This is a genomic window from Photobacterium sp. GSS17 (assembly GCF_028621875.1).
GTDB classification, from domain to species: Bacteria; Pseudomonadota; Gammaproteobacteria; order Enterobacterales; family Vibrionaceae; genus Photobacterium; species Photobacterium ganghwense.
Genome location: NZ_CP117518.1, coordinates 1,365,964 through 1,390,421, shown reverse-complemented (window position 1 = coordinate 1,390,421; position 24,458 = coordinate 1,365,964). Strand labels below are relative to the sequence as shown.

The window sequence follows — 24,458 nt, the reverse complement described above, 5'->3', positions numbered from 1 at the left end:
TTTATCGCTCAGGCATTAAGCGCCAGGGGGTTCTCTGGTAACGCCTGCGCTATCGTGACCTGTGCTGGCCTGATGCTTCCGACCCGGAAAATAGCTTTCTGTCTCGCTTACAGGAAGCTATTTTTTTATCATTAACAGAGAGAACACCACGAATATGAACGACGTATTTATGCTGCGCGCATTGGAAGTGTCACGCAATGCACTTCCGCTGTGTCGCCCCAATCCTCCGGTTGGCTGTGTGCTGGTGAAGCAGGGAGTTATCGTTGCTGAAGGCTATACTCAGGCAATTGGCGGTAACCATGCTGAAGTTGAGGCATGTGCGGCTTTCACTGGCTCGCTGGAAGGCGTAACGGCTTACGTCACGCTCGAGCCTTGTGCCTTTGTCGGCAGAACACCGTCATGCGCTCATATGCTGGCAAAGAGCGGGATTAAGCATGTTGTGGTAGCCATCCTCGACCCCGATCCAAGAAACAGTGGGAAGGGCATCGACATTCTCAGAACTGCCGGTATCAGAGTGGATATCGGGTTGTGCGGTGAAGCTGTCTCAGAATTCCTGACGCCTTATCTCGGCCACGCATAAGTGCGGTACTGTGTTTTGCCATTCCATTCCATGCCATGCCATGCCATGCCATGAAGAGTCTCGTATCCTCAAATGAAATGTGTTGCTTATGAGTCTGGCTGGCTTATCAGTAGAACTGCCGATGATTCTTTTAATGCAAAGAAGTGGAAGGGGAAAAGTATTGATGGGTAATTCTGAACATGGCTATCAGGAGCAGTTACTGTTTATGATCAAACGCGATTCACTCCGGGTCAAAGCGCTCGATTGTGTTTGGCAACTGGATCTGCCGCAATGTTATCTGGCTGCCGGTTTTGTACGAAATTTGGTGTGGGATCATCTTCATCAGAAAGAGTATTCAACCGCCCTGAACGATCTGGATGTTGTTTATTTCGACTCAACCGAAGAGTGTGACGTTGCCTATTTAGACTTTGAAAGCAGGTTGCGGAAAATGATGCCTGAAGTCAACTGGCAAGTACGTAATCAGGCGAAAATGCACAGTCGCAACGGTGATATACCTTATACCAGTACGCTTGACGCTTTATCGTATTGGCCGGAAAAAGAAACAGCGGTGGGCATCAGAAAAATCAATCGGCATGACTATGAGTTGATTGCCGCATTCGGGTGGGATTCTTTGTTCAATTTGCACCTGACGGCTAATCCCAAACGTTCTCACGCACTCTTTGCACAACGGGTCAGGGACAAACGGTGGCTAACACTGTGGCCGAAATTGCAAATTGTTGAGTCGATGCCTTGAGCGTCAAAAGCCATAACATGTATTCACCGAGCAATGTCTATTGCTTCTGTTAGAGTGCACCTGTCGCCGATAACCTGGCTGACTATTCTGGCGCCAGAATTTCAAAGTACCGGTTTTATCCATGAGCACTCCAGTCTGCCAATTTTCTGCCCGTGTTCTGGAAATAAAAAGATAACCAGATAAAAAGATAAATGGCGCGAATGCTTTTTCACCAAGATCCAACGCTTTATATTTTCGTAATACAAAAAATTGCTCAATATTATAAATTGATGGTTCTTTAGAATAGATTGATTGTTCTTCAGAATAGATTGAATACTCAACCGTAAAGTCTGATTGCGCGGTTGGATATTCCCAGATAAGCGCAAATCAGATTAATTTACCCTCCATATAAATAAAGTCGGGGATGTGGTTTTTTGCGCGCCAATATTTCCCCAGCCGCTTTTGCTACAGCTACTGCTATCGCGATGTTGATACCAGATATAAGTGACATGGTGACGGTGTCACTTTTTGGGTGGCGGAACGTATTGCGTTTACCTGAGTTAGCCGATTTCTTGATAAGACGGTGCCGAATACGTGCTGACTGGGTACGGTTTGAATTTAACATCGTTGAGTCTGTTTATTCCCAAGGTCTTGATACCAAAAACAGTGAAGCGAATGCGATTAAATTCAATGCCACGAACCCATGCCGAACCCATGACGCTACGTCGAACGGCAAGTTGATAGTCGCTTATGGTAAGCTGGCGAGCGGGAAAAACAGAGTGATACAGCATGCAAATACCAAAGTCGGTCAACGTTGATGTGGTGACAGCGCTGGGCGCTGAGGCAATCAGACAAACAGCTATCATTCAGTCTTTGTGGGGAGGGTACGGGGAATTGTTTCGAGCCACCCTACAAGGCGGGGCATGGCCATCCGTGATTGTGAAGCATATTCGATTGCCTCAGCCGGAATCTCATCCCCGAGGCTGGAACACACCGGTATCGCATCAGAGAAAGCTGGATTCTTATCAGGCTGAGGTGAACTGGTATCGCCACTATGCCAGTCAGTGCTCTCCCGAAAGTCCGGTTCCGCAGTGCCTGTACGTTTCACAACAGGGGGATGAAATCTTGCTGGTCTTGGAAGACTTACATACCCTTGGTTATTCCAGAGTGCTGAAACAGGCAGATAGACCGGCGATTTTTGCTTGCCTGCGTTGGCTGGCCGAGTTTCATGCCCGGTTTATGGGGCAGGAGCCAGCCGGGTTGTGGCAGACTGGGACCTACTGGCATCTCTCGACGCGTCCGGATGAATGGGAGGCGTTGGACGATCCGATGTTAAAAGCGGCGGCTGAGTGTATTGATCGTGCTCTGGCAGATTGCCCGTACCAGACATTGGTACATGGCGATGCCAAACTGGCAAATTTCTGCTTTACACCCGATCACAGCAAAGTTGCCGCGGTTGATTTCCAATATGTCGGTAAAGGTTGCGGGATGAAGGATGTGTGCCTGTTTCTGAGTAGCGTTCTGACCTTTGAGGAAAACGACATCCAGATAGCGGAATATCTGGAACATTATTTCTCCTGTCTGAAAGCAGCTGTCGAACGCCATCAACCAGCGTTAGACAGCGAGGCGATAGAGGCGGCTTGGCGGCCGCTATACAGTGTCGCCTGGGCTGACTTTCAGCGCTTTGTGAAAGGCTGGAGCCCCGGCCACTGGAAGATAAATCCTTATACTGAAAACCTGACCCGTCTGGGCTTGGAACAGGTAGGGATAAAGGAAAGCCTGAATGCAGGGAGCGAGAGAAGGTCCAGATGATCTGCCGGGTGTTTTTGTGGTGAGATGAAAAAAAGAAACCCACTGCATGGCAGTGGGTTTTTTACCGAGTCAGCTTAGCGCGCTCGATTGGCGAGACTCAGCCTCAACATCGCGATACTGGCAAAAGGGCTTTCAGGCAGTTTCTTCCAGCACGTCGCCGATGAAGCCACCGGTCTGATGTGCCCACAGCTGAGCGTACAGGCCATTTTTCTCCAGCAGTGCCTTGTGGCTGCCTTCTTCGACAATCTTGCCTTTATCCAGCACGATCAGACGATCCATCTCTGCAATGGTCGACAGGCGGTGAGCAATTGCAATCACTGTTTTGCCTTCCATTAGCTTGTACAAACTTTCCTGAATCGCCGCTTCGACTTCCGAATCCAGGGCCGACGTTGCTTCATCCATCACCAGAATCGGTGCGTCTTTCAGCAGCACCCGCGAGATGGCAATGCGTTGGCGCTGACCGCCGGAGAGTTTCACCCCGCGCTCACCTACCTGAGCGTCATACCCCACGTTGCCGTGTGGATCTGACAATCTCTCAATAAACTCATGAGCATGCGCCTGACGTGTGGCACGTAGCAGATCGTCTTCGGTGGCATCCGGGCGACCATAGAGAATGTTTTCACGGATCGAGCGGTGCAGCAATGAAGTATCCTGCGTTACCATACCAATCTGGCTGCGCAGTGAGTCCTGCTTGACGTCGGAAATGTTCTGACCATCAATTTTAATGGCACCGGACTCGACGTCGTGGAAACGCATTAGCAGGTTGACCAGGGTGGATTTACCGGCCCCGGAGCGACCCACCAGGCCCACTTTTTCACCCGGTTTGATGGATAGGTTGAGTTTCTCCAGAACGCCTTCTTCTTCACCGTAGTGGAAGCTGACATTGTCAAACTCAATGCTGCCATGATTGACGTTCAGTTTCGGAGCATTGGGCTTGTCTTCAATCGCGATAGGTTTAGACAGTGTCTTCATGCCATCAATAACGGTACCGATGTTTTCAAACAGCGCCCCGATTTCCCACATGATCCACTTCGACATCCCTTGAATACGCAGAGCGATACTGATGGCGACAGCAATCACGCCGACGGTCACAGCCGCGTTCATCCACAGGCCAATTGACACTGCCGCCACGGTAAACAGCAACAGGTAGTTAATGGCATCAACACTCAGGACAAAACAGGTCGCCAGACGCATCTGGCCGTAAACTGTTTTCAGGAAGCCACGCATACCCTGCTCGGCATATTCCATTTCACGATTTGTGTGAGAAAACAGTTTGACCGTTGCGATATTGGTGTAGCTGTCAACGATACGGCCTGTCATTAACGATCGGGCATCAGCTTGTTCTGTGGCGACTTTTTTCATTCGCGGCACGAAATAGAACTGAATACCGATATAAGCTAACAGCCAGGCAAAGATAGGCAGCATCAGGTAAAAATCGGAGTTACCCATCATGATGATCATCGAGGTGAAATACACACTGATATACACCAGTACATCGACGAGTTTCATCACGGTTTCACGCACTGCCAGTGCTGTTTGCATCACTTTGGTGGCAATACGGCCAGCAAAGTCGTCCTGATAGAAAGACACGCTCTGACGCAGCAGATAGCGGTGTGCCATCCAGCGGATCGACATCGGATAATTACCGAGTAGTGACTGGTGCATGATCATTGAGTGGCAGAATGCCAGCACCGGAATTACCACGATCACCAGAAAGCCCATCATCATGATGGTTGAGCCTTCTTCTGCCCACAGTGTGTCCGGGTTGTGGTTGGCCAGCATATCAACCAACCGGCCCATGAAACCCAGCAGGGTAACTTCGACAATCGCAACCAGCGCACTGAGTATCGACATGGCCAGCAGGGGAAGCTCAAACCCACGCGTGTAATGACGGCAGAACGCAAACAGGCTGCCGGGTGGCTGTTGCGGTTCCTGCCGGGGAAAAGCCGCCGTTAAGTTTTCAAAAAACTTGAACATATTTTCATCTATCCATTGTTTGGAAAAGCATTCAGACAGGCTCGGTTTTCAGCCTGAAGAGGGTATTCTATCTGACAATTACCAAAGATAAAAAAGTCTTTATTTTTAAATAATTAATAAAGATAAAAACCGGAGTTTGTCCACTTTTATAATAGGGTTTAGAGGCAAAATATTGGTGCTAAATACGAAAAATTGCCATTATGCAGTGTTATTAATATAAGTATTAATTAAATATGAAAGAGTTGATTTCAGGCATTTATTTTACCGCAAAATAACCACATAATACTAATGATAATAATTCCCATATTTATTACGTGTAGTATTTCGAGGTATTTAAACGGATGTCGCCGACAATTCTTCCGATGCAAAGCAAACTTGCCCGCCTGATCAAGCAAACCTGCCAGGCACCTCTTTTTCCCCTTTCACTGGCTGTGTTGTGTACACCGGTTGTCGCGCAGGCCAGTGAGCAGGCTCAGGCACCTGATGAAACCATCGTGGTAACAGCCTCGGCGTTGAAAGTGGCCACGCCGATGGCAGAATCGCCGACTTCAGTCTCTGTGGTCAATCGGGACGATCTGGACATTCATCAGGTTCAGAAGCTGGATGAAGCATTTCGCTATAACGCGGGTGTGCTGTCGGCGCCATACGGTGCAGATAACGATACAGACTGGTTGAAGGTTCGTGGTTTTGATGCGGCAACGTATCTCGATGGCAGCCGTCTGTTCAAAGACGGTTACTACGGCTGGATGATTGAACCTTATGGTCTCGACAGGGTTGAGCTGCTCAAAGGCCCGGCCTCTATCCTTTACGGTGAGGCACCTCCGGGTGGGGTGATCAATGCGGTCACCAAAAAGCCAACGTACGAGCCGCGCGGGGAAATTAATGTTCAGGCTGGCAACAAAGACCACAAACAGGTTGGCATTGATGTTTCCGATTCGGTGAATGGCCGCGATGATATGCGTTTTCGTATCGTGGGTATGTTCAAAGACGGCGACGGTGAGCTGAACGGCACGGAGAACACCCGTTACTACTTCGCGCCAAGCCTGGCGATTGATCTTTCTGCCGATACCACGCTGACCCTGCTGGCCAGCGTGCTGTATGACGACGGAGTGCCGACCAACGGTTTCTTCCCGGCGTACGGTACCTTGATTGACACGCCGTTTGGGAAAATCGATCCAAGCACTAATATGGGTGAGCCGGATTATGATCGCTACCGTCGTACTCAGGTCTCTCTGGGCTACCAGCTTGATCACCAGATTAACGATACCTGGGAGTTCGCTCAGAACGCCAAATACGGTTACAACAAGTTGTTGCTGCGCAGTACTTATGCTTTCCCGAGCGATTCATCGACTACGCTGCAACGTGGTCTAGTTTTCCGCGATGGTGATACCGAAAGTTTCACCGTGGACAACAAAGCGGTAGGGCGCTGGTATAGCGATTATACCGAGCAGACTCTGTTGCTTGGCCTCGATCTGCAATCGCACCGCAACAGTGGCAAAGAGCTGGACAGCTACAGTTTCGGCACCATTGATGCGTTTGACCCGCAATACGGCAACTTTACCCCGATTGACCCGAATACGGCGATTGATCGCCGCATCAGTAAGCAGCAGGCGGGTTTGTATGCCCAGTATCAGATGCGTCTGTATGACCAGTGGGTAGGTATTGTTGGCGGCCGTTTTGACTACGTCGAAACACAGAACAAAAACGGCACGGCCGATACCCGCGAAGCGCGTTACGACAGCGAGTTTTCGCTGAATGCCGGTCTGATGTACCTGGCTGAGAATGGTATGTCGCCTTATGTCAGCTACTCAGAATCGTTTGAAGTGCTGACCACTATCGACACAGCCACGAACGAACTCTATAAACCGCTGAAAGGCAAGCAAACCGAAGTCGGTGTGAAATATACGCCAGATGCGTTTGACGGTTACATCAACCTGGCCTGGTTTAATCTGGAAGAGAAAAATGCGCTGGTGACAAACCCGAACACCTGGGTGAAAACCCAGACCGGGGAAGTGAAGTCTAAAGGCGTGGAGCTGGAAGGGGTCGGGTACATTACCGATGACCTGAAACTGACCGCCAGTTACACCTATACCGATGCACGTACTGATGAAACCTACGGTAAAGGCAAACAGCGTGCTGGGATGATTCCTCGTCATATGGCTTCGGCATGGTTTGACTATGATTTCACCTCAGCCGGTCTGGAAGGCTTCCGCCTGGGCAGTGGCATTCGCTATGTCGGCACGACGGTGGACAATCCGGCGAGCAGTCATCGTCAGGTCGCAGCGTACACCCTGTGGGATGCGGTGGCGCAGTATGACATCAACCGTGCATGGCAGGCACAGCTGAACATCAACAACATCACCGATAAAGAGTATGTATCGAGCTGCGATTACTACTGCTACTACGGTGAATCACGCCGCGTAGTGGCCAGCCTGAATTACCGTTGGTAATGAACTTCAGCGCGCCGATCATATCTGGCGTTAATGACTAAGCCGAGTCGGGTGTTTTGCCCGGCTCGGCTTGCCTATTTCAGTAACAGCCTTTTTGGGGGAAGACTGAACCATGTTTGAACTGAATAATATACGTATGCATCGCGATGGTCGGGATATCCTGGCTATCGAGACACTGAACATTAAAAGTGATGCCCTGACGGTGGTGCTTGGCCACAATGGCTCCGGAAAATCGACGCTGGTGAATCTGCTGTCGGGGCAGGTAGCTCCGGATGCCGGTACCGTCAGCCTGAACGGGCACATTCTCACTGATTTGTCAGCTAAAGGACTGGCCCGCGAAATCGCATTCTTGCCGCAGAAACTGCCGGAAGTAGCCGGACTGACCGTTCGGGAGCTGGTTCGGCTAGGGCGTTTCCCGTGGCGGGGTACCTTTGGTCGCTGGCAGAAACAGGACAATGACATTATCAACGAGGCGATGGCACAGACCGGGACATTGCCTTTTGCTGATAGTCTCGCGGATCAGCTGTCCGGCGGGGAGCGCCAGCGGGCATGGGTCGCGATGTTGCTCGCTCAGCAGTCGCCGGTATTAATTCTGGATGAGCCGACCTCGGCGCTGGACATCAGTCATCAATACCAGCTGATGGCATTACTGGCCGACCTCAATACCCGTACTGGCTGTGGAATTATCGTGATCCTGCACGATTTGAATCTGGCACTGCGTTATGCCACTGACATCGTGGCGCTGAAGCAGGGCCGAGTGGTGTTTAACGGCCCGAGCCGCGAGATGCTGAGTGAAGCACAGCTGTCTGAACTGTACGGCACTGACATCAAACTGATTGATCATCCTGTTCCGGCGGCATCGTCACAATCCAATAAGGTAGCCGTGGTATGTTAATGCTTACTTCTCTATTTTCCCTCACAGGCTCGGATTCAGCCTCAAAATCAGCCGGTGGACCGCGTTCTTCATGGTTATCTGTGTCGCGTTTTTACTCGTCGCGATTTTTTCCGTCACGGATTCGGCTGAACCGGTACATCAGGGCTGCGGTGATCGGTACGGGCTGTCTGATGAGCCTGCCGGGCGTCGCTGCTATCACTGTGACAGACAGCCGGGGACAGCATGAGCTGCAAACTCCGCCCAAACGCATTGTTGCACTGAACTGGGATCTGGCAGAGCAGCTGCTGGAGCTGGATGTTGTGCCGGTTGGCGTGCCAAATATCAAAGATTACGGCGAGTGGGTGGTCAAGCCTGCGATGCCTGATGGGGTGGACGATCTTGGCACCCGCGCTGAGCCGAATATGGAAAAGTTGGCCGCGCTGAAGCCGGACTTGATCCTGGCGGCGACCCCGCAAAAAGACCTGATCCCGCGTCTGGAAAGCATCGCGCCAGTGCTGTATTACAGCACTTACAGTAAAGAGACCAACAGCGCCGAAATGGCGATTCAGAACTACCGCTACATCGCAGAAGCGGTGGGTAAATCCACGCTGGCGGAGCAAAAATTGGCCGCGATGGATGCCCGTTTTGCAGAGCTGAAAACCCAGTTGACCACGGCATTTGGTGAACCGTTGCCAAAAGTGGCGGCGATGCGCTTTGCCAACAAGACCTCGGTGTACATCTACGGTGAGAACTCCACCACCGAATACGCGTTGCAGAAGCTGGGCTTGCAAACGGCCTTGCCGCAGCCTGCGACGGAATGGGGCATTGTGCAAAAGCGGATTACCGATTTACAGCATGTCGGCAATGGTTATGTACTGTATTTTGAGCCGTTTAATGATGCCGAGGCATTGAAGAAATCCGTACTGTGGAAAGCGATGCCGTTTGTACGTCTGAATCATGTTAACAGTGTGCCATCGGTCTGGAATTATGGCGGCGCGATGTCGATTCGCTATATCGGCGAGGGAATGGCACAAAGCCTGCTGGAGATCGCACCGAAATAATGTCTCGTTCAATGACTTATGTGCCATTTCTGACGCTGGGCCTGGGCCTGGGCCTGGGCCTGCTGGCTGCAGGCAGTCTGCAAATTGGCAATGATGTAACACTGGCTCGACAGATTGATTTGCTGTTTGGTACACCGGCGGAAGAATTTGCCGATTTTGCTTTTGTTTACGCTCAGTTGCCGCGAATGGTGATGGCAGTGATGGTGGGCGCGATGTTGGGGCTGGTGGGCAGCCTGATGCAGCAGCTGACCCAGAATTCACTGACCTCGCCGCTGACGCTGGGAACCTCCTCCGGTGCCTGGCTGGCGCTGATTATTCTGAATGTCTGGTTTCCTGATAATGCCGCCGATTTGCAGGCACTGGCGGCGATGGTCGGGGCGATGTCGGCGCTGTTGTTGGTCATTACCATTGCCGGGCCGCGTAATATGACCGGTTTACCACTGGTACTGGCCGGAATGGTGGTGAATATCCTGTTGGGTGCCTTGGCGACAGCCATCATTCTGCTTAACGAGCAATATGCGCAGAATGTGTTTATCTGGGGAGCCGGTGATTTAACCCAGAATGGCTGGGAGTGGGTGCAATGGCTATGGCCGCGGCTGACGGTGTCGGTGCTGATCCTGCTGTTCGCACCGCGGGTACTGACGTTGATGCGGTTAGGTCATCAGGGAGCAGCAGCTCGCGGCTTGAACGTGATCCCGATGTTTATCCTGCTGATCGGACTGGGATTGTGGCTGGTGGCGGCTTCAATCACTGCGGTAGGCGTGATCAGTTTTATCGGGTTGTTGACCCCTAACATAGCTCGCGCAGTAGGGGCTCGTACTCCGCGTACTGAGCTGTTGGTGAGTATGTTTCTCGGTAGCCTGCTGCTCCTGCTCACTGACAGCGCTGCCCTCTGGCTGAGCCAATGGACAACGGATGCTCTGCCAAGTGGCACAACGGCTGCTGCTATCGGCGCACCGGCGCTGATTTGGTTTGCCCGGCGCAAACTCAAAGCGCAAGATCAATTGTCGATCAAACTCCCGCCAAGCCGTGATCGGCTGGCAACCGCAACGCTTCCTGTGCTGGGTCTGATGATTCTCGGGCTGGCGGCGCTGAGCCTGACATACCATCCCGCCGAGTCGGGTGCTTCTTTTGCGTTACCGGGGGACTATCAGTGGGCACTGCGCTGGCCGCGGTTGCTGACTGCATTGTGTGCTGGTGTCGGGTTGGCCCTGGCCGGGACCATTTTGCAGCGGCTGATTTATAACCCGCTTGCCAGCCCGGATATTCTCGGGATCTCTGCAGGGGCGACGTTTGCCCTGGTGGCCAGCAGTATTTTTCTCGGCAACAGTATATTTGCCGCCGGATCGCTGACTGCATTTATTGGCAGTATGGCGGTACTGGCTGTGATTTTGCTGCTGGGACGACGCCATCAGTTTGCCCCGTCCAGTATGATTCTGATTGGAATTGCCGTCAGTGCGCTGATTGAAGCACTGGTCCAGTTTGCCCTGGCTCGGGGAACGGAAGACAGCTACAGCATCATCAGCTGGCTGGCAGGGTCAACCTACCGGGTAACGCCGGAGAAAGCCCTGCTGTTGATGGCCGTAGTGGCTGCTCTGACAGCCTTCACGCTGGCGACATCCCGCTGGTTAACGCTGATTTCCGCCGGGCGGCAGTTTGCGGCTGCACGAGGGCTGAATGTGCAACTGACCAGTGTGATTCTGCTTGGTGTGGTGGCGCTGCTGTGCGGATCGGTGACGGCGACAATGGGGCCGGTGGCCTTCATCGGATTGCTGGCGCCTCACATGGCAGTGATGCTGGGGGCAAAAGTGGTGAAGTCACAACTGACGGTGGCGGCGCTGGTGGGAGGCTGCTTGATGGTATTTGCTGACTGGTTGGGGCAAGTGATGCTGTACCCTATGCAGATCGCCGCAGGTACGCTGGTGTCTGTGATAGGTGGCAGTTACTTCCTGTTGCTGCTGATCCGGGGGCGTAGCCACACCTGATTGGGCTTCTGAAAGCTTTACCTGAAACTGGTATCTTAAACCTCGACGTCAAGTGTTTACGTCGCGACGTTACAGACAATGGCTCCGTAAGACGGAGCCATTTTTTTATCCGGTGACACAGGTTCCAGAGCAGTGCTATGTCAGTACTACGATGTCAGTACAACCCGACAGCACAGCTCGGCAACACAATCCGAAATTCTGCAGAGTAAACGGGGCTTAGTCACTTAATCCGGCGTCGGATGCCACCCCTTTCAGCCAATGGCAGAAGGCATCAATCGCCGGGTTGGTACGGTGCTGAAACAGATAGTATCCGGCTTGTGCAGGCACCGGCTCAAACGGAGAAACCAATGAGCTGCGTGTGCCGGATGTCGCTTGCTCTGGTGTTTTCACCTGAGTTTGGACTTGGGATGGACTGATCAACGCCCGTCGAGCCATGGCAATACCCAGCCCGGCCTCTGCGGCAGCCATTGCCATATCGGTTCGGTTGAAATAGTGCCCCTGGGTGTTTTCGTAGGCCCAGCCCTGACTGTCAAACCAGAAACGCCATTCATCGTCTTTATCGGCTCCCTGCCACGGCATCGCATCGTGCAGCAGGGTGACATTCTGCCAGCTTTTAGGCAGATGCCAGTCAGCGCCGGAAAAATAATCCGGGCTCATCACCGGTACCAGATACTCTTCCATCAACAGTTTGGCCTTTGCCGGTGCATTGGCAGACTGGCAGTAATCAATGATCAGATCGACACCGGAATCTCGGTGATCAACCAGCGCGCCATCGGCAAAGGTCAGTACCTTGATGTCAGGATGCAGGCGATAAAAATCCTGCAATCGCGGCACCAGCCATTTAAATGCAAATGACGGTGTGAGCTTGAGCCGTACTTCATTGCTCTGCGAGGGCCCTTGCAACTGCTCCAGCACTTTTTCGATGGCTTCAATGCTGTTATTGACCACCATATACAGCTGTTTCCCCTCCGGCGTCAGGGTCAGGCCGCGTGAATGGCGTTCAAACAGAGTTAAATCTAACCGCTGTTCTAACAGCTTGATCTGCTGGCTTAATGCCCCGGTTGTTAAATGCAGCTGTTTCGCAGCCTGAGTCAGGCTTCCGTGACGGGCTACGGCCTCGAAGGTTGCCAGTCCGGCGAATGTGGCGCTTTTCATGTGTCAGACGAATTCCTGATAGATTTTATGGGTTTGTTTGACTGACTGGGTAAGACAAACAGAATCCGGATTTTAAAGGTTTTAGAAAAACTAAATACTGCTGTTAAATAATATCGATTGTTAGGGAAATGTAAATCCCGCATTCTTCACTCGTTTTCATTTATACCAATAAGAATCAGCCATAAGTGAGGAAAGGGATGGAAGTTATCGTATTAGGTAGTGGCGTTGTCGGTCTGACATCAGCCTGGTTTTTACGTCAGGCAGGTCACGATGTGACTGTGATCGACCGTCAGCCACGCAGCGCAGAAGAAACCAGTTTTGCTAATGCCGGCCAGATTTCTTACGGCTACTCATCGCCGTGGGCTGCTCCGGGTATTCCGACCAAAGCGATCAAATGGCTGATGCAAAAACACGCGCCGTTTAAAGTACAACCTTCAGCGTCACCTGAGCTGTACCGTTGGGCGGCACAAATGCTGGTGAACTGTAGCTACCGTCACTATCAGGTGAACAAATCACGTATGCTGCGCATCGCGAACTACAGCCGTGACTGCCTGATTGACCTGCGCAAATCACACGATCTGAATTACGAAGGCCGTCAGCAAGGTACGCTGCAGGTGTTCCGTACCGAAGCTCAGCTGGAAGCTGTGAAGAAAGACATCGAAGTACTGGCTGAAAGCGGCACGCGTTTCGAAGAAATGGACGTGGCGGGCTGTATCGCTGTGGAACCAGGTCTGGAAGGCGTGAAGCACAAGCTGGTGGGTGGTCTTCGCCTGCCTGACGATGAAACGGGTGACTGCTACCTGTTCTGTCAGCAACTGACTGACATGGCTGAAAAAGCCGGTGTGAAATTCCTGTTCAACACACAAGTTGAGCGTCTGGTGGAAGAAAACGGTCAGATCCGTGGCGTTCACACCGACAAAGGTCTGCTGAAAGCCGACAACTATGTTGTTGCAATGGGCAGCTTCTCACCGCAGCTTCTGTCACCAATGGGTATCAAACTGCCAGTTTACCCTGTTAAAGGTTACTCACTGACAATGCCTGTTACCAATGAAAGCGAAGCACCGGTTTCAACGGTAATGGATGAAACTTACAAGGTAGCGATGACACGTTTCGATGACCGTATTCGTGTTGCCGGTACTGCAGAGCTGGCTGGTTTTAACTACAACTTGCCACAGAAGCGTAAAGAAACCATCGCGATGGTTATCAGTGACCTGTTCCCGAACGGTGGCGATATCAGCAAAGCGGAATACTGGACTGGCCTGCGTCCAATGACGCCGGACGGTACCCCAATTATCGGTAAAACGCACATCAAGAATCTGTACACCAACACGGGTCACGGTACTCTGGGCTGGACGATGGCGTGTGGTTCTGCTCGTCTGCTGGCTGACATCGTGAGCGGTAAGCAAACAGATATCGACTCAACAGGTCTGGATGTATCCCGTTACGCTAACTAAGCTGATGGGGTATTAAGAAGCTAACGCGGTTAATGTTGCAGTGATGCGTCAGTGGTATTCACTGATGCATCATACGAAAGTAGCTTTTGAGTAGCTTTCGATCGTAGCTTCTATCTCGTCCGTGATAACGACCATACAAAAAAACGCTGGTTACCTTAACCAGCGTTTTTTTATTTTTTGGCGGGCAAGAATCAGCAATTGCCTTTCTTGGCTTGGCCCGGAGGGCAGAAGCCGCCACCGTGGCTGTGTGGACCGCCGTAATCACGATCATTGGTGGTTGCGCGAATATTAACGCCGTCAACTTCACCTTCAACATGTGTCAGTTGGCAGCCTGTGGTTGTCAGCACCATCAGCATTGCTGCAAACATCGCCATTTTTTTCATTGTCATTACCTGTAATGGATAAGAGCCATTGGTTTCAGTATGTTGTCAGCACATATTGTAAACGGTGATCTTCGCCAGAAATGTCAGGGAAATGTCAGGGTGAATCGGCACTAGTAAGAGGCAGATTGCCCATACGTTTTGACGTCAATGTAGTAAAATTATTAACACACCCGTCAATATCGAAATGTCAGGAGGCCGAAATGATTCGGGTCTTTTACATTAGCGATGACTTAGACGACCTTGAGTTAGTGGAATATGAATTAGAACTGAGCGGGATAGGCTCTTCACAAATCCACGTACTTACCGACAATGATGCCGAGGTTGCCAGCCATCATCACCTGCATCCGGTGAAATCTTTTTTGCGCAATGATGTGATTCATTCAACGGAAATTGGAGCTGTTATTGGGGTAGCCGCTTCCGGGCTGATTTTATTTTTTGCGTATATGTCAGGCGTGACCGACACCGTAGGTTGGTTGCCGTTTATTATGTTGGCAATTGTTGTACTGGGATTTATTACCTGGGAAGGCGGGCTGTTTGGTTTTCAGGAGCTGCATTATCAGTTCAGGAAATTCAAGCAGGTGCTGAAATCCGGTCGCCATGTTCTGATGGTGGACGTTGAGCCCGAGCAGGAGTTGACGCTGGCGAACGTAACGCTGGCGCATAATAAGCTGCAGCCTGCCGGTACCGGTAAATCGCCACCGCGATGGTTGGTCTCACTGCATAACCGCTGGGACAGGTTTCTGCATGTGATGCCGTAAAGTAGATAAGTAGATGCGACTGGTGAGCCAGACGTAATTCGTAGTTAGAATTAATTGTTAGATAGAATTAATTGTTAGGAGCCGTTGATTGTTAGAATCAACCAGATTACGTACAACGAGCTTACAAATAGAAACTCCCCCTGCTATTTGCTGGGGGAGTTTTTTGTGGGTTCCGCGAGGTCATTCCGGATTTCTGACGTTTCCTCTAATATCGATTTCATCTCGAATATCGATGACGGCGATGATATCGACAATGCCTCTGATATTAAGTGTCAGAGTGAATTCAGCTAAGAGTGTTCAGCCTGATAATGTTGTAAAGAAAAACTCGCGGAGCTGGAAAATGTAGTCAGCTTCAGTCGCCATGAGGCCGATTAATACCAACAATACCAGCGGCGGCAGAAAGATCGTATAAACCAGTGCCAGCCTTTCCCAGCGCATGTGCATGAATACTGCGGCGATCAGCCCGGCTTTCAGTGCCATAAACAGCAGGATCAGGCTCCAGCGCAACAATCCTTCCAGATGAAAATAATCCACCAGGTAGGACATGGTGCTGAGAAAAAACAGCATCAGCCAGACCTTCAGGTAGATGCCAATCGGGTGTCGCTGCCCCTGAGCGGTGTGGCCGGAACCTGTTTCGGTTGGCGAAGTGGTATGGTACATACATCCTCCTTGCTGCCGGACCGGGTTTAACATTCGATGAAAGCGGGTATCACCACAGATAGAACAACGCGAAGATGAATACCCAGACCAAATCTACAAAGTGCCAGTACAGACCAGCAATTTCGACGATCTCGTAATTGCCCCGCCGCTCATAGTCACCCCGTAACACTTTAAAGGCGACGGTTAGCAGATAAATGACCCCGACACTGACATGTAACCCATGAAAGCCAGTGATCATAAAGAAACTGGCACCAAACTGGGCTGCACCGCTTTCATTCCCCCAGGGACGGAAACCTTCTGCAATTAGTTTGCTCCATTCAAAGGCCTGCATACCGACAAAACTCATGCCGAGCAGAGCAGTGAACACCATCAGCAGGGCAGTCATTTCCCGCCGTTTCTGGTATCCGAAATTCACCGCCATCGCCATGGTGCCGCTGCTGGTGATCAGGATAAAGGTCATGATGGCGATCAGGATCAGCGGGATCGACTGTCCACCAATGGTCAGGGCGAATACTTCACTGGGCAACGGCCAGGGATCTGTGGTGGTCATCCGTACTGACATATACCCGACCAGAAAACAGCTGAAGACGAAAATGTCGCTGAGCAGGAAAATCCACATCATGGCTTTCATGGGCGAGATGTGAAATACCGCCTTATCACCGGCATAATCTTCAATAATGGACGCCCACTGACCGTCGCCGGGCAATGTGTCTGTGTTAACCGTACGGGAGGCAGGTTCATTCATAATGGGAATCCTCAGGTAAAGCGCAGCAGTCCGAGCAGAAACAGCCAGACGAACAGCAGAAAATGCCAGTAGCGGGTACACAGTCGAAGCGCCGGGTTCAGTTTGTTACGCTGACCGCGAAAGGCTTGCCAGACCACCCAGCCAAGGGCGAGCAGGCCGCCCAGCACATGCAGTCCGTGCATACCGGTTAACAGATAAAAAAAACTGCTGGCCGGATTGCTGCTGACTCCCAGTCCGCTGTCTATCAGAGACTGCCAGGCCCATAACTGTGAGGCGATAAATGCCAGTGTAAACAGGACGGTCATCCTCAGCAGGGTAATGCTCGCACGAAGAGAAGGCAGTAGGGTTGATTGGCGGTAGCACAAATGCATGGTGATACAGCTCATCACCAGCATGGCAGTGCTGATGCCAAGCTGCCACGGTTCATTGAGCGTCTGCCAGTCAGGCAGGGTCATGCGTATCCGGTAAGCGGCGGTAAACAGCAGAAACATCACGGTTATGACCATCATGAGTACCCACAGTCCGGTGGATGCGGGAGGTGTGATGCCGCGTGGGATGTACCGCGCATCCGGGTCTGTGGTCAGCGTCGCCAGTCGCATTGTTACTTCGGGCTTAGACTGCGGTGAAGATGCCGGTTTGGAATCGGGATTGGCCATCATCGCTCCTTATTTGCTTTGACGGGGGTATCCGGGCCACCCCCTTTTGAAGCTGCAGTGGGGGATTCTGGCTCAGGACTTTCCGTAACGGGGTGTTGCGGTTCTGTCTGCGGAATGAAGTCTCGGTCATGACCCGGCACGCTGAAATCGTACGCCCAGCGATACACCACTGGCAGAGAATCGCCCCAGTTGCCGTGGCCGGGTGGGGTTTGTGGTGTGAACCATTCCAGTGAGGTGGCTTTCCACGGGTTACTGTCAGCGACTTTGCCGTATTTTCGGCTCCAGAACATGTTAAACAGAAAAATCAGCTGGCCAGCGCCGACAACCAGCGCCGCAATGGTGATGAATGCATTCAGACTTTGGGCAGACTCCGGAATAAAGGTGTAATTCTCATAGGCGTAATACCGGCGGGGCATGCCCATGATGCCGAGGTAGTGCATCGGAAAGTAAATGGCGTAAGTGCCAATAAAGGTGATCCAAAAGTGGATATGTCCCAGTGCCGGGTTGAGCATGCGACCGGTGACTTTGGGATACCAGTGATAGATACCGCCGTAAATCACCAGAATCGGGGAAACCCCCATGACCATATGGAAATGTGCCACCACAAAGTAGGTATCAGACAGCGGAATATCGACCACCACATTACCTAGGAACAGTCCGGTCAGCCCCCCGATAATAAAGGTGCTCATAAAAGCAATGGCAAACAGCATCGGCAGGCTGAGATGAATATCACCGTTCCACAGTGTCAGCAGCCAGTTATAGACTTTGATTGCGGTGGGAACGGCAATCACCAGCGTTGTGGTCGCAAAAAAGAAACCGAAATACGGGTTCATCCCGCTGACATACATATGGTGTGCCCACACAATAAAACTAAGCGCTGCAATACCCACAATGGCCCACACCATCATCCGATAGCCGAAAATGTTTTTTCGGGCATGAATACTGATGAGATCAGACACAATCCCGAACGCGGGCAGGGCAACGATGTAAACTTCAGGGTGGCCGAAGAACCAGAAAAGGTGCTGGAACAGAATCGGGCTGCCGCCGCCGTAATCGGCCTGTTGTCCCATGGAAATGACGGCGGGCATGAAAAAGCTGGAGCCCAGCAGTTTATCGAACAGCATCATGATGGCGCTGACCAGCAGGGCAGGGAACGCTAATAAAGCCATCACAGATGCGGTAAATATTCCCCATACTGTTAACGGCAGGCGCAGCAGCGTCATACCCTGGGTACGCGCCTGCAAAACCGTCGTGACATAGTTCAGGCCGCCCATCGTCGCGGCAACGATGAAGACCGCCAGAGAAATCAGCATCAGCACGATGCCCCAATCGGTACCGGGTGTACCGGGTAAAATGGCCTGAGGCGGGTAAAGCGTCCAGCCTGCGCCGGTCGGGCCGCCAGAGACAAAAAAGCTGGCAACCAGAATCAGTGACGCAACCAGATAGAACCAGTAGCTCAGCATGTTGAGAAACGGGAATACCATGTCTCGCGCGCCAACCATGAGTGGTATCAGATAATTCCCAAATCCGCCTAAAAATAGGGCCGTCAGCAGGTAAACCACCATGATCATCCCGTGCAGGGTCAGTGACTGGTAATAAGTATGTACATCAATAAAATCAAATTGGCCGGGAAAGCCGATTTGCAGACGCATCAGCCATGACAGCACCAATGCGATAAAACCCATCGCGATTGCGGTCAGCGAGTACTGAATCGCAATCACTTTATGATCCTGACTCCAGACGTATTTTGTCCAGAAGGACTGGGGATGAGCTTTGGGGGCATAGTCACTGGTGTCAAACATTACTCGGCTCCTTCTGACTGGTTACTGCCTGTCGGTTCCCCGGAAGGCGGCGGAGCAGAAATCGCTTTGATATAGGCAATCAGGGCATCCACTTCCTGATCGGAGAACTGGTAAACCGGCATAATACTCGGAAACCCTTTGACGATTTCGGCACTGGCATTGAGGATCGACTTTCTGAGATAGGCGTCATCGACCTTGACGTTCGTGTCGTCCGACAGCGTTTCGGTTTTGCCGTATAAGCCTAGCCAGGTTGGTCCCACGCCGGGTTTACCGTCCAGACTGTGGCAGCCGATGCATCCGTTCACTTCAGACAGTGTTTTGCCCATTGCCACAAGATCGGTTACTTCGCCAGCCTCTTTAGGCTGCTGCGTCTGGGCAAAGGTTGGTTGTTGTGCCAGCCAGCGGCCGAATGCCGCATCGTCTTCAACCACGACCCGGCCTCGCATGTTGAAGTGGCCGACACCACAGAGCTCCGCACAGAGGATGTCAAAGGTGCCGCGTTGGGTCGGGGTAAACCAGAAATGGCTCACGGTGCCGGGCACCAGATCCATCTTGGCGCGAAACTGAGGAACGTTGAAATCGTGCAGCACGTCTTTGGAGCGGAGCAGCACCTTATACGGGGTATAAAGGGGTAAATGCAGTTCAGGGCTGACGATGATTTTGTCATCGGCAGAAGCCGGATCATTCGGATCCAGCCCCAGCGGGTTGCCGGGGGAGACAAAACTGATACTGGATTTTCCCAGTTGATCATCCTCGCCGGGAAAACGAAAGCTCCATTTCCATTGCTCCCCCACAACTTCAATGATTTTAGCGTCGTCCGGCACACTGACAAATTTGGCGTAAACGAACAGGCCCGGAGCCAGCAGGCCGATAATCCCTATGGTAGTCAGTCCTATCAGCCAATGTTCCAGGCGTTTGTTATCCGGCTGATAAGAGGAAGTGTGGCCTTTACGATGGCGAAAGCGAATCACTAACCAGGCGATAAGCAGGTTAATGCCGATAAAAAACGCCCCGGTAATGACAATAGTCAGTGTCAGGGCGTCATCAATTTCCCCCCAGTTTGAAGCAGCAGGCGTTAACCACCAGGGGCTGAGGAAGTGGAATGCGATTGAAGCTATGACAATCACAATCAGGGCAATGGCAATTGCCATAGGCACAAAACCTCGCACAAGCCAGCTGTGTCCTTGGCAATGAGCCTTATGATTAACTGGGAACCCCTAAAGTGACATAACCCAATGAGCAGTCAGGTAATTTATGTCTAGCTACATAAACAAATAATGGTAATATCCTGTTACATTTTAGTGGGCGTTTGCTGTCATCGCGAGATAATCAGCAAAAATAAATTGTTCACTAAGGTGTGTTGGCCTTTCAGGATGGCGCTTATCAGGGCCTGTCGGGATGCTTTTCTACTGAACGATTTTCCGCCACGAAAGGCTAACTGGCCCTATGGTTAGAAACAGTAAGATCGATAAATATTGAGGTGTCTGGTGGCTGGAGCAAGTTTATTAACCCTGTTAGATGACATCGCAACGGTACTGGATGATGTCGCAGTCATGAGTAAGGTCGCGGCGCGAAAAACAGCAGGGGTGTTGGGTGATGACTTAGCCCTGAACGCACAGCAAGTGGCTGGCGTTCGGGCTGAACGAGAAATTCCTGTCGTCTGGGCAGTGGCCAAAGGGTCGTTTCGGAACAAGCTCATTCTGGTGCCTGCAGCCTTGCTCATCAGTGCCTTTGCGCCTTGGCTGATCATGCCGATGCTGCTCATGGGGGGGCTGTTTCTGTGTTTCGAAGGCTTCGAAAAGGTGCTCGAAAAAGTGCTGCACCCTGCTCGCCCTGAAGAGTCTGATCAGTTGGAGATGATGGATGCGGCTGAGGATCTGGTTGAATTCGAACGCAATAAGATCCAGGGGGCAATCCGTACGGATTTTATCCTTTCTGCTGAGATCATCGTGATTGCCCTCGGGACGGTGCAGGAGGTGCCTATTCTGACCCAGGTGCTTGTGGTTAGTGCTATTGCTATCGTTATGACCATCGGAGTTTACGGGCTGGTGGCCGGCATTGTTAAGCTTGATGATCTCGGGTTGTATCTGGAAAAACGGAGTGAACCGGGAACGTTTAAGCGTGGGATCGGCAACAGCCTGATAAAATCAGCGCCATATCTGATGAAGACGCTGGCCGTTGTGGGCACTATCGCCATGTTCCTGGTCGGGGGAGGCATTGTGGTGCACAGCATGCCACACTCGCACATTATTCTGGACCATCTGGCTGAGCGGGCATCGGTGGTGCCGGGCGGTAGCTGGATGTTACCGGCGTTTGTTAACGCGGCTGTGGGTTTGTTTAGTGGGGCTGTTGTGTTGGTGGTTGTTAAGATGTTCAGCCGTCTGAAATCGACATTCGTGGCGGCCAAATAAGTACAATAAAACTGATTCAATAACCTCTATCCAATAAACAAGGCGTTCAAAATGAGCGCCTTGTTTATTTGCTCCGCATAAAAGAAGCAGAAAATGTCTGAGCGGGTGTCTGGAGAAAGGCTTTAACCCAGTTACCGGTTATTTCGTCAGAATCGATTCCAGCGACGCCTCTTCCATGAACAGCGCATTCTTCTTGTAGAAAAAACTGCGGCATTCATGGCGTGCTGGCTTGGTAAATGATTTATCAACCTGATAAGGCGTGCCTTTCGCCATTCTCCACATAAATTGCTCTGCGGCCTGATCAAATTGCTTTTCGTCCAGCTCTGGAATGGGATGCATAAAAATAAATCGCGTCAGACCGGACTTTATATCGGCTTCAAGATGGTGTCTGCTGACTTCACGGAAGCCAAATACGGACGCCTCCGGTTCAATGCCGCCAGGCAAAAGATGTGCAGGGAGCGTCAGAGTCGCTTGAACGAGGGACATTGTTCCTCCTTATCATTGAATTTATCCGTCATCTTGGCATAACAAGCATGATTCGTTTCAATTAATATGCGCTATGTTGGTCACTGTTTGCCAGTGTCTATTTACAAAATGAAGCAAAAATCAACAAATGTCCCCTTGGTGGCGGCTAAGTAATCACTTGGTTTCTATGTGCCTTTACAACCTGAACGGACTCCATTACTATGCCTGCACTTACGGAGAGATGGCTGAGTGGTTGAAAGCACCGGTCTTGAAAACCGGCATACGTTTATAGCGTATCTAGGGTTCAAATCCCTATCTCTCCGCCAAACAGTAACGAATCTGGGCACCTCATCAGAGGTGCCCTTTTTTGTGCTTGATACAAGATGAAGAAGAGCAACTTGGCTTCCCTTCACCTTCACCTCTTTGGGTATACTATCACCTCCATCCCTAGTGAAATTAAAAATGACTTAGTGAGTTCTGAGTCGGTAGAAATGAGCAAGCCTCTAACCGATTTAATAAAATTTCTAATTTGATTGATGCCAAAGTTTTTATAAGTAATTTGCTTTGAACAAACGATTCTGTCAATTTCATTTTTTATATCATTTAGTTTCTGTTGTTCAGAGTTGATAAAAATTCTTATTGTTTCATCAAATTCAACCTTGTTTGAAAGTAAATTATCATAAAAAACATTTAAGTTGTTTTGTTTGCTTTTTAATTGAGCGTTAAGTTTCTTTAATTCTTTTTCATTTGTGTCATTTGCACGTATAATTCTTTTTAGATCATGAAGGATTTTTATGATGACACTCTCTATAAGAATGTTATCTAATAGTGATTGCTTTACAATATCTTCCAACTTATGCTTTGGGATGTTTTTACAACGGCAAGAATTTACACTGTTCCTTATTCTATTACCACATGTATAGTATTTTTAATTACCACTTTTACCTGTGGTAATAACAAGGTTTGAATTACATATTCCGCACTTGACTATTCCAGTTAAAAGAGAGTTAGATCTTATAGACTTATCCTTGTTGTTTTTGAGATCTCTAGATTTTAATTTGCGATTAACATTGTCAAATGTTTCTCTTGATATAATCGCAGGTGATTTTACTATAGTAGGTGGTGGGTTTATCTTTCCACGGCGCTCAACTCTTTTTCTTCCATAAATCCTTTCCCCGTAATAAATAGTATTGTGGAGAATTCGATGAATAGTGCTCGTTTTCCAATAATTACCTCGATTGAGGATGGCATTATCATTCAATTATGATGTTATTTTTTTCAACCCCCATCCTTTACCGGTATTACCTTTTGTTGCTAATTCATAGATTTTCCTTATGACTTTTGCTTCTTCTTCATTGATTACAAGTTTTTTTCTGAACACCGACTCATCTGTAACGTGTACTGATTCATAGCCATAAGGGATAGTTCCTCCAGTGAAATACCCTTTATCAGCCGTACCTTGTAGACGATCGCAAACAGTGTCTGAGTTATTTTTGCTCTGCATTTCATTTATTAAACCAAATATAGTAAGCAATAACTTATATGTCATATAGTCTTCAGGAAGTGGTTCAACAATAGAAAAAATTCTAATCTTATATTTCTCTAAGATTGAGAGAGCTGATGCTTGCGAAATGGTACTTCTTGAAAAGCGAGATAGGCCATATACGATTATCGCATCACAATCAAAGCTCTGTTTATCAATTTCTCTCAACATCAAATTAAATTGTGGTCGATGACTATCATCATAAGCAGAAGAACCGGCGTCTATATATTTTCTAACAATGGTGTGTCCATTGTTCTTTGCCCATTTGTTTATACTTTCTTCCTGACCTGCTAAAGAATCACCGTACTCAACTTGGTGCTTTGATGATACTCTAATGTAAGCTATTACTTTCATTTTTCACTCTTTTTACTGGATGTTTGTATTGTGGAAACTATGAATAAATCATTAGTTGTCGTCATTAATGTTCGTTAAAAGAATCTTCTGAAAATCGTCAAAATTGTCTCTAACAGTGTCAATAATTGCTTTGTTGTAAGTGCTGGTTAATATAAATTTAACTCTTAACTCTTAACTCTTAACTCTTAACTCTTAACTCTTAACTCTTAACTCTTAACTCTTAACTCTTAACTCTTAACTCTTAACTCTTAACTCTTAACTCTTAACTCTTAACTCTTAACTCTTAACTCTTAACTCTTAACTCTTTGCTTTCAAATACAAAGTCTTTTTTCATTTGAAACCTCATGTATCGTTCGGGATATATCTAATAACTGTAGATGTGGTATATGTTTGTTCAATAATTAATTTGTTGTGGACTAATGTGATAAATTAGGTTATGGTTTCTGTAGCATTAAATATATCAATACTAATATAAAATTATGTATTAGTTATTTAACTTTTTAATATATTGGTTTTTTTATTTAACCATGCTTATAATTACTAGTTATGGTTTGGTTTTTTATTAGTGGAAAATTTTCTATAAGCATTGCGGAATTTTTTGAGGAATTAATGCTCATAGGT

The 24,458-nt window shown here is 49.7% G+C and carries 22 protein-coding genes and 1 tRNA gene; 11 read left to right on the top strand and 12 right to left on the bottom strand.

Annotated elements, in window-relative coordinates; genetic code table 11:
* The first annotated feature begins 154 nt into the window (after positions 1-154).
* The 3 genes from PGW97_RS22660 to PGW97_RS22650 all read left to right on the top strand — a co-directional run bounded on the left by PGW97_RS22660 (position 155) and on the right by PGW97_RS22650 (position 3,104).
* The gene (locus tag PGW97_RS22660; protein WP_273859916.1) at positions 155-580 is read left to right on the top strand and encodes a bifunctional diaminohydroxyphosphoribosylaminopyrimidine deaminase/5-amino-6-(5-phosphoribosylamino)uracil reductase RibD; all 426 of its coding nucleotides are present in this window, start codon (positions 155-157) and stop codon (positions 578-580) included.
* Between the two features lie 163 nt (positions 581-743).
* Positions 744-1,313 (top strand): nucleotidyltransferase family protein, encoded by a 570-nt coding sequence (locus PGW97_RS22655; protein ID WP_273859915.1) that lies wholly within the window; start codon positions 744-746, stop codon positions 1,311-1,313.
* Positions 1,314-2,081: 768 nt separating this feature from the next.
* A complete protein-coding gene (locus tag PGW97_RS22650) occupies positions 2,082-3,104 on the top strand; it encodes a phosphotransferase (protein ID WP_273859914.1) in 1,023 nt (340 codons plus the stop codon).
* A gap of 132 nt (positions 3,105-3,236) precedes the next feature.
* Here the strand turns inward: PGW97_RS22650 and PGW97_RS22645 are convergent, their stop codons facing one another.
* On the bottom strand, positions 3,237-5,081 hold the full coding sequence (locus PGW97_RS22645) for an ABC transporter ATP-binding protein (protein ID WP_047886183.1): 1,845 nt from the start codon (positions 5,079-5,081) through the stop codon (positions 3,237-3,239).
* A 341-nt stretch (positions 5,082-5,422) separates the two neighbouring features.
* On the opposite strand from PGW97_RS22645, the gene PGW97_RS22640 reads away from it, so the two are divergent.
* The 4 genes from PGW97_RS22640 to fhuB all read left to right on the top strand — a co-directional run bounded on the left by PGW97_RS22640 (position 5,423) and on the right by fhuB (position 11,451).
* The gene (locus PGW97_RS22640) at positions 5,423-7,531 is read left to right on the top strand and encodes a TonB-dependent siderophore receptor (RefSeq protein WP_273859913.1); all 2,109 of its coding nucleotides are present in this window, start codon (positions 5,423-5,425) and stop codon (positions 7,529-7,531) included.
* A gap of 112 nt (positions 7,532-7,643) precedes the next feature.
* Positions 7,644-8,426 carry an ABC transporter ATP-binding protein gene (locus PGW97_RS22635; RefSeq protein ID WP_273859912.1) on the top strand — a complete coding sequence of 261 codons (783 nt, stop codon included), beginning with the start codon at positions 7,644-7,646 and terminating at the stop codon, positions 8,424-8,426.
* A gap of 119 nt (positions 8,427-8,545) precedes the next feature.
* Positions 8,546-9,466 carry an iron-siderophore ABC transporter substrate-binding protein gene (locus PGW97_RS22630; RefSeq protein WP_443147143.1) on the top strand — a complete coding sequence of 307 codons (921 nt, stop codon included), beginning with the start codon at positions 8,546-8,548 and terminating at the stop codon, positions 9,464-9,466.
* Positions 9,466-11,451 carry a Fe(3+)-hydroxamate ABC transporter permease FhuB gene (gene fhuB, locus PGW97_RS22625; protein WP_273859910.1) on the top strand — a complete coding sequence of 662 codons (1,986 nt, stop codon included), beginning with the start codon at positions 9,466-9,468 and terminating at the stop codon, positions 11,449-11,451. The genes PGW97_RS22630 and fhuB overlap by 1 nt, the downstream gene beginning before the upstream one ends.
* 216 nt (positions 11,452-11,667) lie before the next feature.
* On the opposite strand, the gene PGW97_RS22620 is transcribed toward fhuB, so the two are convergent.
* Positions 11,668-12,606 (bottom strand): LysR family transcriptional regulator, encoded by a 939-nt coding sequence (locus PGW97_RS22620; protein WP_217393416.1) that lies wholly within the window; start codon positions 12,604-12,606, stop codon positions 11,668-11,670.
* A gap of 197 nt (positions 12,607-12,803) precedes the next feature.
* Between PGW97_RS22620 and PGW97_RS22615 the strand changes: the two genes are divergently transcribed.
* Positions 12,804-14,060 (top strand): D-amino acid dehydrogenase, encoded by a 1,257-nt coding sequence (locus PGW97_RS22615; protein WP_047886179.1) that lies wholly within the window; start codon positions 12,804-12,806, stop codon positions 14,058-14,060.
* 191 nt (positions 14,061-14,251) lie between these two features.
* Here the strand turns inward: PGW97_RS22615 and PGW97_RS22610 are convergent, their stop codons facing one another.
* Positions 14,252-14,443 carry a hypothetical protein gene (locus PGW97_RS22610; protein ID WP_047886178.1) on the bottom strand — a complete coding sequence of 64 codons (192 nt, stop codon included), beginning with the start codon at positions 14,441-14,443 and terminating at the stop codon, positions 14,252-14,254.
* Positions 14,444-14,643: 200 nt separating this feature from the next.
* Here PGW97_RS22610 and PGW97_RS22605 point away from each other — a divergent pair, with 200 nt between their 5' ends.
* Positions 14,644-15,201 (top strand): hypothetical protein, encoded by a 558-nt coding sequence (locus tag PGW97_RS22605; protein WP_047886177.1) that lies wholly within the window; start codon positions 14,644-14,646, stop codon positions 15,199-15,201.
* Between the two features lie 297 nt (positions 15,202-15,498).
* On the opposite strand, the gene PGW97_RS22600 is transcribed toward PGW97_RS22605, so the two are convergent.
* The 5 genes from PGW97_RS22600 to PGW97_RS22580 are packed head-to-tail and all read right to left on the bottom strand — an operon-like array spanning position 15,499 to position 20,215.
* Complete coding sequence (locus PGW97_RS22600) at positions 15,499-15,861, bottom strand: cytochrome C oxidase subunit IV family protein (protein ID WP_273859909.1); 363 nt, start codon at positions 15,859-15,861, stop codon at positions 15,499-15,501.
* A gap of 49 nt (positions 15,862-15,910) precedes the next feature.
* Positions 15,911-16,606, bottom strand: a complete 696-nt coding sequence (locus tag PGW97_RS22595; RefSeq protein ID WP_273859908.1) for a heme-copper oxidase subunit III family protein — start codon at positions 16,604-16,606, stop codon at positions 15,911-15,913.
* 11 nt (positions 16,607-16,617) lie between these two features.
* Positions 16,618-17,262, bottom strand: a complete 645-nt coding sequence (locus PGW97_RS22590; RefSeq protein ID WP_242551915.1) for a cytochrome c oxidase subunit 3 — start codon at positions 17,260-17,262, stop codon at positions 16,618-16,620.
* Complete coding sequence (ctaD, locus tag PGW97_RS22585) at positions 17,262-19,064, bottom strand: cytochrome c oxidase subunit I (protein WP_047886175.1); 1,803 nt, start codon at positions 19,062-19,064, stop codon at positions 17,262-17,264. Before ctaD ends, PGW97_RS22590 begins: the two co-directional genes overlap by 1 nt.
* Complete coding sequence (locus PGW97_RS22580; RefSeq protein ID WP_273859907.1) at positions 19,064-20,215, bottom strand: cytochrome c oxidase subunit II; 1,152 nt, start codon at positions 20,213-20,215, stop codon at positions 19,064-19,066. Before PGW97_RS22580 ends, ctaD begins: the two co-directional genes overlap by 1 nt.
* Positions 20,216-20,551: 336 nt before the next feature.
* On the opposite strand from PGW97_RS22580, the gene PGW97_RS22575 reads away from it, so the two are divergent.
* On the top strand, positions 20,552-21,475 hold the full coding sequence (locus PGW97_RS22575; protein ID WP_047886173.1) for a DUF808 domain-containing protein: 924 nt from the start codon (positions 20,552-20,554) through the stop codon (positions 21,473-21,475).
* A gap of 138 nt (positions 21,476-21,613) precedes the next feature.
* On the opposite strand, the gene PGW97_RS22570 is transcribed toward PGW97_RS22575, so the two are convergent.
* The gene (locus PGW97_RS22570; RefSeq protein WP_053061894.1) at positions 21,614-21,961 is read right to left on the bottom strand and encodes a hypothetical protein; all 348 of its coding nucleotides are present in this window, start codon (positions 21,959-21,961) and stop codon (positions 21,614-21,616) included.
* Between the two features lie 214 nt (positions 21,962-22,175).
* On the opposite strand from PGW97_RS22570, the gene PGW97_RS22565 reads away from it, so the two are divergent.
* Positions 22,176-22,266 (top strand) — tRNA-Ser (locus PGW97_RS22565).
* A gap of 89 nt (positions 22,267-22,355) precedes the next feature.
* Here the strand turns inward: PGW97_RS22565 and PGW97_RS22560 are convergent.
* The 3 genes from PGW97_RS22560 to PGW97_RS22555 all read right to left on the bottom strand — a co-directional run bounded on the left by PGW97_RS22560 (position 22,356) and on the right by PGW97_RS22555 (position 23,837).
* Entirely contained in the window at positions 22,356-22,793 is a 438-nt protein-coding gene (locus tag PGW97_RS22560) for a hypothetical protein (RefSeq protein WP_273859906.1), read from the bottom strand.
* A gap of 75 nt (positions 22,794-22,868) precedes the next feature.
* Positions 22,869-23,201, bottom strand: coding sequence for a recombinase family protein (locus PGW97_RS25230; protein ID WP_443147128.1), 333 nt, complete (start codon positions 23,199-23,201; stop codon positions 22,869-22,871).
* Positions 23,202-23,837: a recombinase family protein gene (locus tag PGW97_RS22555; protein WP_273859905.1), complete on the bottom strand. Its 636-nt coding sequence runs from the start codon at positions 23,835-23,837 to the stop codon at positions 23,202-23,204.
* Positions 23,838-24,458 lie beyond the last annotated feature (621 nt).